The organism is Bacillus sp. ISL-46, assembly GCF_018613205.1.
Genome location: NZ_JAGGQR010000040.1, coordinates 1 through 13,267, shown reverse-complemented (window position 1 = coordinate 13,267; position 13,267 = coordinate 1). Strand labels below are relative to the sequence as shown.

General features: G+C 34.1%; 19 protein-coding genes. 17 read left to right on the top strand and 2 right to left on the bottom strand.

Annotated elements, in window-relative coordinates; all coding sequences use genetic code 11:
* The 9 genes from J7E67_RS18830 (at position 1) to J7E67_RS18790 (ending at position 6,549) form a co-directional block, all read left to right on the top strand.
* Entirely contained in the window at positions 1-291 is a 291-nt protein-coding gene (locus J7E67_RS18830) for a hypothetical protein (RefSeq protein WP_214732596.1), read from the top strand.
* A gap of 40 nt (positions 292-331) precedes the next feature.
* Entirely contained in the window at positions 332-2,098 is a 1,767-nt protein-coding gene (locus J7E67_RS18825) for a phage tail tape measure protein (RefSeq protein ID WP_214732595.1), read from the top strand.
* Positions 2,091-2,957 (top strand): phage distal tail protein, encoded by an 867-nt coding sequence (locus J7E67_RS18820; RefSeq protein ID WP_214732594.1) that lies wholly within the window; start codon positions 2,091-2,093, stop codon positions 2,955-2,957. Before J7E67_RS18825 ends, J7E67_RS18820 begins: the two co-directional genes overlap by 8 nt.
* Position 2,958: 1 nt before the next feature.
* Positions 2,959-4,176: a siphovirus ReqiPepy6 Gp37-like family protein gene (locus J7E67_RS18815; RefSeq protein WP_214732593.1), complete on the top strand. Its 1,218-nt coding sequence runs from the start codon at positions 2,959-2,961 to the stop codon at positions 4,174-4,176.
* Between the two features lie 4 nt (positions 4,177-4,180).
* Positions 4,181-4,969 carry a hypothetical protein gene (locus J7E67_RS18810; RefSeq protein ID WP_214732592.1) on the top strand — a complete coding sequence of 263 codons (789 nt, stop codon included), beginning with the start codon at positions 4,181-4,183 and terminating at the stop codon, positions 4,967-4,969.
* 18 nt (positions 4,970-4,987) lie between these two features.
* The gene (locus tag J7E67_RS18805) at positions 4,988-5,263 is read left to right on the top strand and encodes a hypothetical protein (protein ID WP_214732591.1); all 276 of its coding nucleotides are present in this window, start codon (positions 4,988-4,990) and stop codon (positions 5,261-5,263) included.
* Positions 5,264-5,401 carry an XkdX family protein gene (locus tag J7E67_RS18800; protein WP_214732590.1) on the top strand — a complete coding sequence of 46 codons (138 nt, stop codon included), beginning with the start codon at positions 5,264-5,266 and terminating at the stop codon, positions 5,399-5,401.
* A gap of 114 nt (positions 5,402-5,515) precedes the next feature.
* On the top strand, positions 5,516-5,896 hold the full coding sequence (locus J7E67_RS18795) for a phage holin family protein (protein WP_251026862.1): 381 nt from the start codon (positions 5,516-5,518) through the stop codon (positions 5,894-5,896).
* A gap of 2 nt (positions 5,897-5,898) precedes the next feature.
* Positions 5,899-6,549, top strand: a complete 651-nt coding sequence (locus J7E67_RS18790) for a peptidoglycan recognition protein family protein (RefSeq protein WP_214732589.1) — start codon at positions 5,899-5,901, stop codon at positions 6,547-6,549.
* Between the two features lie 35 nt (positions 6,550-6,584).
* Here the strand turns inward: J7E67_RS18790 and J7E67_RS18785 are convergent, their stop codons facing one another.
* Positions 6,585-7,709 carry a GerAB/ArcD/ProY family transporter gene (locus J7E67_RS18785; protein ID WP_214732588.1) on the bottom strand — a complete coding sequence of 375 codons (1,125 nt, stop codon included), beginning with the start codon at positions 7,707-7,709 and terminating at the stop codon, positions 6,585-6,587.
* A 152-nt stretch (positions 7,710-7,861) separates the two neighbouring features.
* Between J7E67_RS18785 and J7E67_RS18780 the strand changes: the two genes are divergently transcribed.
* Both J7E67_RS18780 and J7E67_RS18775 read left to right on the top strand, forming a co-directional pair.
* On the top strand, positions 7,862-8,086 hold the full coding sequence (locus J7E67_RS18780) for a hypothetical protein (protein WP_214732587.1): 225 nt from the start codon (positions 7,862-7,864) through the stop codon (positions 8,084-8,086).
* Positions 8,087-8,296: 210 nt separating this feature from the next.
* Positions 8,297-8,587, top strand: a complete 291-nt coding sequence (locus tag J7E67_RS18775; RefSeq protein WP_214732586.1) for a DUF4359 domain-containing protein — start codon at positions 8,297-8,299, stop codon at positions 8,585-8,587.
* Positions 8,588-8,631: 44 nt separating this feature from the next.
* On the opposite strand, the gene J7E67_RS18770 is transcribed toward J7E67_RS18775, so the two are convergent.
* Positions 8,632-8,838 carry a helix-turn-helix transcriptional regulator gene (locus J7E67_RS18770; RefSeq protein ID WP_214732585.1) on the bottom strand — a complete coding sequence of 69 codons (207 nt, stop codon included), beginning with the start codon at positions 8,836-8,838 and terminating at the stop codon, positions 8,632-8,634.
* Between the two features lie 281 nt (positions 8,839-9,119).
* Here J7E67_RS18770 and J7E67_RS18765 point away from each other — a divergent pair, with 281 nt between their 5' ends.
* The 6 genes from J7E67_RS18765 to J7E67_RS18740 all read left to right on the top strand — a co-directional run bounded on the left by J7E67_RS18765 (position 9,120) and on the right by J7E67_RS18740 (position 13,180).
* Entirely contained in the window at positions 9,120-10,391 is a 1,272-nt protein-coding gene (locus J7E67_RS18765; RefSeq protein ID WP_214732584.1) for an FtsK/SpoIIIE domain-containing protein, read from the top strand.
* A complete protein-coding gene (locus tag J7E67_RS18760) occupies positions 10,327-10,920 on the top strand; it encodes a replication-relaxation family protein (protein WP_214732583.1) in 594 nt (197 codons plus the stop codon). Before J7E67_RS18765 ends, J7E67_RS18760 begins: the two co-directional genes overlap by 65 nt.
* Before the next feature lie 12 nt (positions 10,921-10,932).
* A complete protein-coding gene (locus tag J7E67_RS18755; RefSeq protein WP_214732582.1) occupies positions 10,933-11,418 on the top strand; it encodes a hypothetical protein in 486 nt (161 codons plus the stop codon).
* Positions 11,415-11,681: a hypothetical protein gene (locus J7E67_RS18750; protein WP_214732581.1), complete on the top strand. Its 267-nt coding sequence runs from the start codon at positions 11,415-11,417 to the stop codon at positions 11,679-11,681. Before J7E67_RS18755 ends, J7E67_RS18750 begins: the two co-directional genes overlap by 4 nt.
* Positions 11,682-11,785: 104 nt before the next feature.
* Entirely contained in the window at positions 11,786-12,295 is a 510-nt protein-coding gene (locus J7E67_RS18745; protein ID WP_214732580.1) for a hypothetical protein, read from the top strand.
* 60 nt (positions 12,296-12,355) lie between these two features.
* Positions 12,356-13,180, top strand: a complete 825-nt coding sequence (locus tag J7E67_RS18740) for an ATP-dependent DNA ligase (protein ID WP_214732579.1) — start codon at positions 12,356-12,358, stop codon at positions 13,178-13,180.
* Positions 13,181-13,267 lie beyond the last annotated feature (87 nt).

Sequence of the window (13,267 nt, the reverse complement as noted above, 5' to 3'; positions counted from 1 at the left end):
ATGTTAGATACCTTATTGCAAAGGTATGGAGACATGTCTTTTATTATGTCTTTACCTGCTAATGAGGGTATCAGTCTATACATAAAGGCTGTGGAGAAAAATTCAGAACAACAACTGTGGGAACAATGGTTAGTTGATTATAATCGAATGACAAAAGAAAACTTCATACCATTTTCGGAATATAAGAATCAGATGAAGAAACCTTTGAAACCTAAGGACAATCGCTCAGATGAAGAAGTAATACAAGATGCAGAAAATATTTTAAAAAGCCTGAAGCGTTCTGATAATTAGGACGCTTTTTATTTCTTTTTAGAAAGGTGGTGGGGTTAATATGGAATTATTTAAGCTTTTCGGAACAATATTTGTAAACAATGATGACGCAAATCAAGCTTTAGATGATACAGATAAAAAAGCTGAAGATACAGGTGGTAAATTTTCAAAACTAGGTGGTATTGCTAAAGGTGTCGGAGGAGTTATAGCGGCTGGTGTAGGTGTTGCTGTTGGTGCTGTTGGTGGCTTAATGGTTAAGACGATGGAAACTACGGCTGAAATTAATAAGTTTTCTCAAGTTACTGGTATGAGTAAAAAAGGTTTTCAGGAATGGGATAGTGTTGCAAAAACTTTCGGTTTTTCTATGGAAGCAGCTTCAGGAGATATGGCAGCATTGGCAGAACGTGCAATGGATGCTTCTTCAGGTGTTGGTGATAATGCTGACATGTTTAAAAAGTTAGGGGTCAGCGTTACTGATTCGAGTGGAAAATTAAAAACACAAGAACAATTATTTAACGAAACAATTAAAGGTTTACAAGGTATGGAAAATGAAACAGAGCGTAATGCAATCGCTACTGCAATGTTAAGTACAACTGGTGAAGAGTTAGCACCTGTCCTGAATATGACTAATGAAGAATTACAGAATATGAAAAACAATGCTAATGTGATCAGTGATGATGATTTAGCTAAAGCAGAATCTTTTAGATTAAAATGGGAAGGTGCAAAATCCACCCTTGCAGGTGTAGTCACTCAAATTGGTATTAAATTAATGCCAATGTTTTCAACAATGCTCGATTGGGTTGTCGGAAATATGCCAGCAATTCAATCAACAATGGACACTGTTTTTAAAGGGATATCTGCAGTTATAAATTTTGCAGTTGGAATAATTAAAAATTACTTAATTCCAATACTTTCTAAAGTATGGTCATTTATAAAGACTAATTTAGTGCCTATTTTCATGGCTCTATTTAGCTTCATGAAAGGAAACCTTCCAATAATTAAAGAAGTATTTACAAGTGCCTTTAAGGCTATTTGGACAGTAGCAAAAACATTATGGACACTCTTTAAAACTAACATCCTTCCAATACTTGCTAGTCTATATACGTGGATTATGGCTAATATGCCAACCATTCGTGCAACCTTCAATACAGTTTTTTCAAAAATAAAACAAGTTGTTAGTAGCGTGTGGTCATTTATGAAGGATAATATATTGCCTATTTTACAGAGGTTCCTTTCATTTATACAGTCTAAAATGCCACAGATACAGAGTATTGTAAGTACAGTATTCGGTATTATCTCTAGTGTGGTTAAAGTCGTATGGGGTGTATTTGAAAATCTCCTACTTCCAATTCTGAAAAAATTATGGGAATGGATAAGTCCACATATACCAAAGATTCAAAAGGTGATAGAAGATGGATTTTCTGCTATATTCGATACCATTGAAGCAGTCGTAGGGATATTCGAAGATGTGGTTGATGCTATCAAAAAAGCGGTTACTTGGTTAGGTAAATGGAATGATAAACCATCGAAAAAGAAAACTGTCGAGATAGAAGAAAAAAGGACAAAGTCTACTTCTAGTGGTGGTGGTGGTACTGCCAGAAACGCAACAGGAACAAGTTATTATTCAGGCGGTCAAACACTCGTTGGTGAAATGGGTGCCGAACTTGTAACTCTTCCTAAAGGTACAAAAATTGATCCTGCTAATGCTACTCGTAACAAATTAAGAGGTGGCGGTGATACTTACATCACAGTGAACGCACAAAAAGCTGTAATGGATGAAAAAGAATTAAGTCGTACTTTGCAGAGATTGAAGGTGCTACATGGCTGATAAACTATATTGGATTGATGCAAATGGCACTGAACAATTATTAAGCATGGATGAAAATTATAAGGTGTTATTTGGAATGAATGGTCGGTTTATGCCACCTATTTCAGTTGTGGAAGAAGAAGTACCGTTTCAAGCAGGAACTAGAAAAAGAAGTGTGAAAATAAATGCTCGTGATGTTGATATACCTTTGCATATTTCAGCAGAATCAGAAATTGAGTTACGGCAAATTATGCGTAAAACGTTACGGATGATTAATCCTTTAAAAAATGAAGGAAAACTAATATCAATTGCTGCGGATGGTAGTAAGAGAGAACTAACTTGTCAGTATATCGGTGGAATGGAAGGTGCAGAAGACAAGGATAGCAAAGGATTTTGGTGGCAAAGAGTAGTGTTAGTATTCAGAGCATTTGATCCATTTTGGTATGATTCAACCACAAATGTACAGACATTCAGAATTAATGAAACAGCAGGTACATTCTTTCCTATTCTTCCTCTACGTTTATCTTCATCAACTGTTTTTGCTGATATTTCAATAACTAACAGTGGAGATGTAGAAACAGCACCTGAATGGATTATTACTGGACCTTGTCAAAATATTGTTATTAGTAATATGACAACAGGAGAAAAAGTGAATTTGGAAGTAACTCTTGATGTTGGTGAAACAATTAGCATTGACACTAGACCATTCAAAAAAACAATAACTAAGAATGACGGTACTAACCTTTTCTATACCATGACAGATGAAAGTTCTTTGTGGTCACTACAAGAAGGTGAAAATAGTATTCAATTAGAAATGTCAAATGCTACAACTGAATCAAGTATACAACTATCTTATAAGAATAGATATTGGGGTGTTTAGTTTGTACGAGATTTATGTTAGAGATGCAAGTTTTAAAAGAATTGGTGAAATTACAGATTTTTCTATGCTAGATATAATTCCTCGATTTAACGCAGTGGGATCATTTGCTTTAGATTTACCAACTGATTGTATGGCAAGCAAAGAATTAATTAAGCCTAAATACGGAATCATTGTTAAAAAAGACGGTAAAAGTATTTTTTCTGGAAATGTAACAAGCAGAAAAAGAGCATTCAACAGTTCAAATGATACGATGACATTTGGCGGTGTAGATGATATGGCTTTTTTAGCTGCAAGACTTGCTTATCCTGTACCGTCTGCTGACTTTTCCCTAGCTGATTATGATGTAAGAACAGGTAAGGCAGAAACAATTATGAAACAATATGTGGACGTTAATGCAGGAACTAATGCACCCATTGTAAGCAGGAAGATTTGTTCAATTGAAACCGATAAGGGGCTAGGAAATACGGTAACAGGTCGAGCGAGATTTCATACACTTTTAGATTTACTCACATCTATCGCTTTATCAGGTGGTGGATTAGGTTTCCGTGTGGTACAGGTGGATGATTCATTACAATTCCAAGTCTACCAACCTATTGATAAAACTCGTTCTGCTTTTTTTAGTCCTCTTTTAGGTAACTTATCTTCGTTTGAATACAGTAATGATAATCCAGAAGCGAATATGGTCATTGTTGGCGGTGGTGGCGAGGGTGCTGCAAGAATAATTAAGTATAAACAAGACAATACCAGCATTGTAAAATTCGGGAGGTTTGAGACATTTGTTGATCAACGTAATACCACCGATGTAGCCGAGTTATACCAATCAATAGATGAAGAATTAATTAATAAAGCCGAAAAAAATAGTTTTAATTTCACACCAGTTGATACTCCTCAATTGGCTTTTAGTCGTGATTATGGACTAGGTGACAAAGTTTCAATTGTTCTTACACAACCAAATGAAATTGTAGAACAAGAAGCTATTTTACAGTTTATTTCAGCAACTCAAATGATTGAAACACAACCTGAAATTACAAGAAAATTCCAAGCAAAATTAGATGTGATACAAGATATTGTTCGTGAAGTTAAAATTTCAATAACTCCAGATGGTGACTATATTAGTCCAGTTGTAGGTACAGAGGACAGTAATACAAACGCTATCGCTGGAATCTTCGATAAAATGAAAAAAATGACAAAGCGGTTAAGCAATTTAGAAAGAGGGTGATTACATGACACAAAGTTATTTTCCTTTTAGTAATAGTCCAATTTTAAATCAGGCACAATGGTCAAAAGTAGCACAACATTGGCTAGGGACGGGAGTTATTAAAGGATTATTAAACGAATTACAAGTTTATGCAGATTCAACAGGAATGCAAATTAAAACTAAATCTGGTCAAGTATATCTCAAAGGTCATTTCTTCGAGTCTGATGCAGAGGAAGTTTTAGCGATTAGTACAGCCGATATCACAAATCCAAGGATTGACAGGGTGATTGTGCGTGTGGATTGGGTTACAAATAATATTCAATTAGCAGTATTACAAGGGGTTCCAGCTGCTTCACCAGCGGTTCCTGCACTAACACAAAATACAAGCAGATGGGAAATTTCGTTAGCACAAGTTCGAGTAAATGCTAATGTATCAACAATTACTTCTGGAAACATAACTGACGAAAGAAGTTATGTGAAAAATGCTAATTCTGAAGTGGCATGGACGAACTTAACGTTAACAGGTGGAACAACCGCCTTTCAAACTAGAACTCCACGTTATGCAAAGATTGGAAATCAAGTTGTTATTGAAGGTGAAATCACTGCCGTTCCTAATAATAACATAACTATGGCAACTTTACCCGTTGGGTATAGACCTCCTCAATTACGAATCTTTAAATGTGCACATAACTCTGGAATTTCAAATGAAGGTGCGACAATTTACGTCAACACTGATGGTACTATTATCATTCAAGCAATTGCCAACACTAATACAAGTATTTCTTTAATGGGTATTAGTTTTTACTTAGGATAATCAAAAGGAGGTTAATCAATGAAACAAGTATATAGATTCAATGAGAAAGGTCATTATGTTGAACCTGTGATGATTCAAGATGGACAGAAACTCCCTTTTGATTGCACCGAGAAAGAACTACCACAACCAAACTGGAAACCAATTTTTAATGGTGTCGAGTGGGTTGAAACGGCAACAGAGGAAGAGATGAATCCACCAGTTTCTCTACAACCAAATGTCGAAGAACAACTTGTTCAAATGGAGCAAGATGTAGCTGACCTATGGTATTCGGTGATGATGGGAGGGATAGCATAAATGTTAACTTATGAACGAATCAAGCGGTTTTATGATGGTGGATTATGGACTAAAGATATGGTTGGAAATGCTGTTGTAAAAGGTATAATCACAACCGAACAATACGAAGACATCACAGGAGAACCTTACACAATGTAGGGTTCTTTTTTTAGTTGGAAATAAATAGAAAAAAACTACCCAACTTTTGAGAGAGAGGTAGTCTTTTTTGTGTGGTTGTACCCACTTCTGTAGTTTAGCAAAGGAGGTGGAATTATGCAACATGGGAAAGAGGTGTTATTTATGCATTTTGATATTACACAAATAGTTGGAAATGTATGGTATGTAGCTTTAGGGTTCATTCTTTTTGATGTAGTTACAGGTTTATTAGCGGCAGCAATTGAAAAAAAACTCAACAGTTCAATCAACTATATTGGAATGATTAGAAAAGTAGGTGAGTTTGTAGCACTTGCTTTCTTAGTTTTTGTTGATGCTTATGTAGGTGCAAATGGATTGATTATCAAATTGGGAGTCGGAATGATTGTGGCTTATGAAGCTATGAGTATTATTGAAAACTTCAGTCGTATTGGAATTGACATGAAATTTCTAACTAAATACTTCGACAAGAACAAAATAGGAAAAAAAGGGGATAAATAACAATGGTTGAAATTAAACAAATGTTAGTACCTGATTCAATTAAACCTAAATACACAGTAAACAGTAAAAAGGTAATTTTGCCAATGAAACCTGAATACATAACAATTCATGAAACTGATAACACTTCTCCTACAGCAAATGATTTAGCCCATGCACGATTACAATTGAATGGAAATAGTCGTTTAGCTTCATGGCATTTACAAGTTGACGAAGATTCATGTATTCAATCCATCCCTTTTGATGAATGTGCAATACACGCTGGAGATGGTTCAAACGGTACTGGAAATAGAAAATCAATCGCAATTGAAATTTGCGTAAATAAAGATGGTAATTTTAAAAATGCTGTTAAAAATGCGGCTGAGGTTACTAAATATTTAATGGAAAAGTTTAATATTCCGTTGAAGAACGTTGTTCAACATAATCATTGGAGCGGTAAAAACTGTCCGAGAAATTTAAGAAGTGGAGAAAAGGGGATTAAGTGGGTTGATTTTATTGCATTACTTAAAACTGAACCAAAGAAAGAAACTCCTAAGCCTGCAGCAACAAAGGTAAATGTGATCACCGGATGGTACACAGAAGGATCTTCAGGATTAGCCGAATTAGAGAAATTCCTAAAATCTAAAGGTTGGCATTATAAAAAAGAAAAAGCATAAAAATATTAGCCCTTCTCACTCGAGAGGGGCTGTATTTATTTTTTATTTTCAGAGCTCATATTGGAAAGATGACCACCAAATTTTTTGCGAACTAAATGGACCACAAAAAGCAACAAAGGAAATACTACAGCAATGAGAGGTAAGAGAATCTTAATAGTCAATTCTCCTTCTTTGATATGCTCGGATAAATTACTGGCGATAATAATAGAACTTAAAAGGATCAAAAATCCGATAGGCAATACCAATTTTTTTTTATTTTTCACTTTAAATAAGTCAGATACCATAATTACTATAGCTATACAATAGATAGATATCTTGAAAAAGACGCAAATAATCAAAGCTAATACAGCAAGCATATCAAGCCTCTGAATGAAATTTCCTATTTCAACTTTTTGAATAGTCAATAACAAAGGAAAAGGAGTCTGACCGTAACGAGTTTCCCCAAGTACTGAAATCTCAAGGGCATGAATAAAAGCTAAAACGATTGTGCTTAAAGTTAATGCAGAAATTCCTATCTTTCTTCCAGATTTAAGATTATTTAAATTCGGGAAAATCGTTGCAAAGCAAATCATCTCACCGAATGGAAACATGAATATATGTGGATAGGCATTTTTTATAACGGGTTTCCATCCTTCTTCTAGAAGTGGTAATAGATTTTCCACTTTAATTATTCCGGATAATATTATAAAAAGAGAAAAGAAAAAGCCAAAAAAAATTATAACAAAAAAGTAAAGCTCAGCAGTTCTTGCTAAAACCTCAATACCTTTATTCAATGCATAAATTACCAAAATGATTAATAAGGAAGCGATTACTAATAACGGAGTCTCACTATAGACACTCGAGATTAATAAGTCGCCTGTGTCCCTTAAGTCTCTGGAACATAAATAAATGAAAAAAATAATATATATAAAAGAGACAAACCAACCAATATATTTACCAAGAATCTTCTGGGCATATCCGCTTAACACAAGATCTGGATACTCCAAAGAAAGATAATGATAAAGAAGATAGAGAAGCATTCCCCCTAAAGAAGCAAGAATTATCGATAGCCATACTGTCTTTTGTGATACCAATCCGGCTGGAACTACAATTGCGGTACCCATTTCAAACAAAAAGATGAACGTAAATAATTGACCATTACTTATTTTTTCTATTTCCATCCAAAAATCAGTCCTTCTTCACTTGATTCAAACCTGCTACGGGCAATTTTGTATCTTCATTAGGTTTCTTCCATATAGTGGAATATATACAATCAAAAAAACTAAATAAGTCTGATGAAAATATTATTGTGTAGTTGTAAGGGACGAAAAGAATGAACGTGGTTATTGATATTCATTATGTAGTGAATGACAATAAGGTGCTGCAAAGAGGATCATTCCCAACAAAAAGAAGAAAACATGAAATTGTTGCTTTTGAATGGTGGAAGCAAATAAAAAGGGAAATGAATGTGGATTATCTTGAGAAAGTAATTGCTGACGCTGAAGATATTACAGATAAAGTTATGGAACTAGAAAAAGCCTCCTACTCAAGCGAGTAAGAGGCTTCGTTGTTGTGGCGTGAAAACGGGTATTAAATCTAATGTTTCCGGATAATCAAAAATTATTAAATTAAAAAAATCATCTCTCTTCACATTATAACCCAAATTCTTTAACGCTTTTTCAATTTCTGCCCATTTTTCAATTTCTTAAAGCTGAATAGAACTCTTCCACAAGGGAATACTTTTGGTAAAAAAGACAGGGGAATTTATATGAGGAAACGATTAATTTTTTCAGTAGCTTTACTCCTTTTTAGTTTATTTGCTTTTTCATCTAACCCAACTAAAGCGGATTATGTTTCTTTTGTAAAAGAGGAATTAACCGAAGAAGGACACCCTTTTATCGGTATGTTTACAAGTCCTTTGGTCAATACGTTTACCACTAAACAAAATTTCGGTTTGTTTACGATCTACAAAACAAAATTTGATGAAAAAGACAAAGAATATATGCAAGCTATTGGTATTTTCAATCACTTCTATTGGGTACATACACCTGATAAATAAAACCCTTCTCAATTGAGAGGGGCTTTTATTCGTATTCTTGTTGTTTATTTTTCATTTTTTTCTTCCTCGTACATGTCTTCAAATTTTACGTTTAGTAACCCCGACAACTTTATTATCTGAGGAACACTTGGGAATGTTCTCCCTGTACACCAATTACTTAAAGTATTTCTCGAAACACCCAAATGTTTCTCAATGTATTCCCTTTTGTAAGGGGAATGCTTTATGATCTCGCTAATTTTACTTTTAACCATTATTCATCACCTTATTAATCTTTCGACACAGTTTGTACTATAACCTTTCACAAAATTTGAATATTTTTTGCGTACTTTTTTGTGAAAGATAGGAATAACGTACAATCCATCCATAATACCTTTTATTAAACCAGATCAATTTCCACCTTAGAATACTTCCAAGGAATATTCCAGATTCATTAATATCAATAGTTAATACCCTATTTTTAACTTCCAGATGGATGCAACTACTTACTTACGTAAGTACAATGAGGTGGCGTTGAAAGAAGGAGGAATTAAGTATGATATTTGAAGTAGCTTCAACAATTTTAATGTCAGCAATTTCTTTGAAGGCTTATCAATCAAAAAGTGGAGCAGGGAACGATTCAAAAAAAATTAACAAGATTTTTTCTCTGAGCGGACTGAATGTGAAGGACGGAAATCAAACTTTAACAGCTCAACAAATTAAGAAAAAGAACTATGAATGGGGTGTTGAGTATCGCTACCGTATTCCACTAGGTAGGAGTTTTGAGGATTATTTTGCAAAACAAAAAACTATTGAAGCAGGTATTAATGCACGTAAAGTTAAGATTCAATTTAAAGACATCAAATCATTGAAATTAGACCGAAATATCATTAGTAATATAAAAGGTCTAAGAACTAAAAAACTCACTGATAACAAAGAAATAGAGATCTTATTTGACGGATTATTAAAGGTTAGAGTATACAACGAACCTTTATCAAAAAAAATTAACTGGACTAAGGAATTCATCAAGGAAGATACTTGGTCAGTCTTAATTGGATTTAATCGTACTGAATCTATTTATCATGACTTTGATAAAAGAAAACATCTGATTATTGCAGGGGCAACAGGTTTTGGTAAATCAGTCATTATGAAATGTATCATTACTTCTCTAATACTTTCTAAACCGAATGATGTTTCCTTTTCACTCATTGATTTAAAAGGGGGATCAGCTTTTGCAAGGTTCAAGAATGCAAAACAAGTAGTTAATTTTGGAGTGGATAATGACGAGGCACTTGAAATCCTTCAAGATGTACAGCAAAAAATGAAGGATAGCTATCAAAAAATAGTGGATGATGGTTTTGAAGATGTGTCAGAAGCAGGAATAAGCAAACGACACTTTATAGTTATAGATGAAGCTGCGGACTTAGCAGACGATAAAGATTGTTTGGAGATATTAACAGATATTGTACGAAAAGGAAGAGGGGCAGGTTACTATGTCATCTATGCAACCCAATATCCTTCTGCACAAGCAATTAGTATGCAAATAAAAAGAAATGTTCCTGCTCGTTTATGCTTTGTTTTAGATAGTGCTACAGCATCCATGACAGTATTAGACAAAGGTGGGGCTGAGAACTTACCCGAGATTCAAGGAAGAGCCATTTACAAGAATGTAAGTCAATCAATCATTCAAACTCCTTTAATTGATAATAAGGACATAAATAGCCTAATACAACCTTTCATAATTGACAAGGGAGGTCAGGTTCATGAAACCTCTAAACAAGAGACAAGAACAGATACTTTTATCGCTAAAGAAACTAGATTATCTTGACAGAGATCAATTAAATAAAATCCATAGACTAGGCACAATCCGCAATACTAACCGTATCCTCAAACAATTATCCCTCTATTTATCTAGTTATCGAGAAGATTATTCCACTATTTATTATCTCAATAAAGATGGCAGAGAATATGTTACTTCTGAAAAAATCCGAAAGAAAACTAACTTTGTAAATCACGTAATTATGCGAAATCAATTCTACGTTTATTCTGGATTTCCGAGTGAATGGAAAAACGAAATGGAACTTAATGACGGTGAATACAAGGTTATTTGTGACGCTTGGTTTAAAGCAAATGGAAAATTCCACATTCTTGAAGTGGATTATCAGCAGACCATGAAAGAAAACAGAAATAAAATCGAAAAGTACAGAGGCTTATACAAAAATAAAAGTATGGAAAACAAACTAGGACATATACCAACTTTGTTATGGATAACAACTACAGAATTAAGAAAGAAGAAATTAGTGGAATTATTAAAAGGGTTGCCTTATGCGGTTTACACGATTAACGACATCAAATAAGGAGTGATTAATATGAGGAAAGCAAAGAAAATCAAATTTGGTGAATTTATGAATGGTGAATATAAGGTAAAGCAAAAGGAGAAAAAACAAAGAATTATCCGTAAAACTACAAAAATAGCAACAGCAGCAATTCTTCCATTAGTAACTTGTGGTTCTGTTGGAACATTAGGATTTGCATTGACAGCATTAGCGGCTACAACGTCAACCAATGCGGTTACTGTGACTGCTCCTATAGCTGTAACGGTTGGTGCAAAGGAATGGATGTCAGAGGCTACACTCAGCACTTTAGCCCACGTCCTTGATCCAGTTGTCGATATATTAGTTGCACTTTCGTTTCCGATAGCATCAGTAATTATTGTAGGTTCATGTTTTCAATTCATGTTCGATAGAGCAGATAAAGGTTGGCAGATGATACAAAACGCTGGTTTAGGTTACGTCTTGATACAGGTATCCCCTCTTATTTTGGACGTATTAAAACAAGTGGGTAATGCAGTATGATTAAACTCAAAGCCGATGTTCAAGAATTCCTCTATAGTTTTTGCTTACATGCCAAATGGGATGGTACAAAGTTTTCTTTTGTTATTAATCATCCAACAGTGACTATTACATTAATGCAATATCCAGAAGGACATTTGACCATTTATAGAATTAGTGATGTGTTTTGTGACATATTTGAATCCCCTATAGATGAAAATGAAATTTGTACTCTTATTTGGAAATATCGGAAGTATATTAATCAATCAATAAGAGTGGCTAATTAGCTACTCTTTTTTTATAATTGATAAAAAAGGTATTGTTTCCATTATATTCCCTAATTATAATTAGAATCGGGCAACTATTCTGAGAAATCAATAGGGGGAAACGAATGAACAATAGGACGGTAAATACAAAAAGAACGATTTTAGTAATTATGTTTAGTGTAGTCTTTTTTATGGCAGCTTTGGCTATTCCTTTAGGAGCAAAACCAGCAAGTGCTGCTCCTTCTGGCACTCTATACAAGACTCCTTACGGTACTTATTCTTTTTCCACTTCATACGATGTGAGTGAATCAGGAAGTGGCTGGGCAACACTCAAGTTAAACACTTTTATTACGGTAAATGACAAAGGGGTCACCATTACTAAAGCAACACAAACATACAACACGATGTATCCATATTATGTTAAAAACAAAGGAACTAGTGTTCCTGTTAAGTATTCAAGCACCAGTACCCAATCTGCTTATGCCTATGGAAAATACGAGGTCAAATTCAATCCATCATCAAAAATAAAGAAACCGTGGACATCTATTGATCAGGTGACTACTTCCTTTAAGGTCAAATCAATAGATAAGAAAAATAAAATCGTCTGGTTCTATGTGAATTATTCTCATCAATAGGATTTAATTACCACCTTGAGATAAAAATTATCATGGTACAATTATCTTGAGGTGGTATGTATGTTTGTTTCACCAATGTTATTACACAAATCAGATCATCCTTTTGACGATGATAACTATATAACTGAATTAAAATTAGATGGATTCCGCACAATTTGGACTAAGTTTGATAATAAAGTAAGAATCTACACAAGACACAAGAATGAAATTACATCTAAGTTTCCAGAGTTGGTTAATCTTCCTATGCCTGACGGAATAGTTTTGGATGGGGAAATTATAGTAACTGATCAGCAAGGTAAACCCGATTTTGAAGCAGTTATGGAACGTTTTATGAGTAAGAAATCCGAACACCAAATATCATTTAGTGTTTTTGATATTATTTACTACAATGGTAAAAAGGTCACTAACCTACCTTTAATTGAACGCAAGGCTCTGCTTAAGGAAGTAATACCTGAAGATACTCCATTGTTTAATAAAGTACAGTGGCTAGAGGGAAATGCAGAACAATACTTTGATTTAATTCAGCAGCATGGATTAGAGGGAATAGTTCAGAAGAAAACAGAATCAAAGTATCAAATTAATAAACGTTCACATGATTGGTTAAAGGTGATCAATTATCAGTATGAGAGTGTTTATATCTCAGGCTTACGTAAAGATGATTTTGGTTTACTTCTTAGCTTTGAGGATGGGAAATACGCTGGATTAATGGAGTTTATGCCTACACCGAATCGTAAGGAGTTTTACAAACAATACAAGGACTTTGTAATTGAAGAAAATGATAAGTTTGTTTACCTTGATCACAGATTAAAACTTAAAATTAAATATAGGAACCTAACCAAAAAGGGACTTCTTAGAATCCCTAGTTTTGTGGGGTGGATTAGTTAAGAGTGGCTTAAATAGTCATTCTTTTTTATTTTTAAAATTGTTTAACGATTTTCTTCTTCAACTAACGGGCAGTTTAGTACAAGAATC

Coding starts and splice junctions, on each gene's coding strand:
- J7E67_RS18830 (WP_214732596.1), top strand. CDS start 1: ATGTTAGATACCTTATTGCAAAGGTATGGAGACATGTCTTTTATTATG.
- J7E67_RS18825 (WP_214732595.1), top strand. CDS start 332: ATGGAATTATTTAAGCTTTTCGGAACAATATTTGTAAACAATGATGAC.
- J7E67_RS18820 (WP_214732594.1), top strand. CDS start 2,091: ATGGCTGATAAACTATATTGGATTGATGCAAATGGCACTGAACAATTA.
- J7E67_RS18810 (WP_214732592.1), top strand. CDS start 4,181: ATGACACAAAGTTATTTTCCTTTTAGTAATAGTCCAATTTTAAATCAG.
- J7E67_RS18805 (WP_214732591.1), top strand. CDS start 4,988: ATGAAACAAGTATATAGATTCAATGAGAAAGGTCATTATGTTGAACCT.
- J7E67_RS18800 (WP_214732590.1), top strand. CDS start 5,264: ATGTTAACTTATGAACGAATCAAGCGGTTTTATGATGGTGGATTATGG.
- J7E67_RS18795 (WP_251026862.1), top strand. CDS start 5,516: ATGCAACATGGGAAAGAGGTGTTATTTATGCATTTTGATATTACACAA.
- J7E67_RS18790 (WP_214732589.1), top strand. CDS start 5,899: ATGGTTGAAATTAAACAAATGTTAGTACCTGATTCAATTAAACCTAAA.
- J7E67_RS18785 (WP_214732588.1), bottom strand. CDS start 7,709: ATGGAAATAGAAAAAATAAGTAATGGTCAATTATTTACGTTCATCTTT.
- J7E67_RS18780 (WP_214732587.1), top strand. CDS start 7,862: ATGAACGTGGTTATTGATATTCATTATGTAGTGAATGACAATAAGGTG.
- J7E67_RS18775 (WP_214732586.1), top strand. CDS start 8,297: ATGAGGAAACGATTAATTTTTTCAGTAGCTTTACTCCTTTTTAGTTTA.
- J7E67_RS18770 (WP_214732585.1), bottom strand. CDS start 8,838: ATGGTTAAAAGTAAAATTAGCGAGATCATAAAGCATTCCCCTTACAAA.
- J7E67_RS18765 (WP_214732584.1), top strand. CDS start 9,120: ATGATATTTGAAGTAGCTTCAACAATTTTAATGTCAGCAATTTCTTTG.
- J7E67_RS18760 (WP_214732583.1), top strand. CDS start 10,327: ATGAAACCTCTAAACAAGAGACAAGAACAGATACTTTTATCGCTAAAG.
- J7E67_RS18755 (WP_214732582.1), top strand. CDS start 10,933: ATGAGGAAAGCAAAGAAAATCAAATTTGGTGAATTTATGAATGGTGAA.
- J7E67_RS18750 (WP_214732581.1), top strand. CDS start 11,415: ATGATTAAACTCAAAGCCGATGTTCAAGAATTCCTCTATAGTTTTTGC.
- J7E67_RS18745 (WP_214732580.1), top strand. CDS start 11,786: ATGAACAATAGGACGGTAAATACAAAAAGAACGATTTTAGTAATTATG.
- J7E67_RS18740 (WP_214732579.1), top strand. CDS start 12,356: ATGTTTGTTTCACCAATGTTATTACACAAATCAGATCATCCTTTTGAC.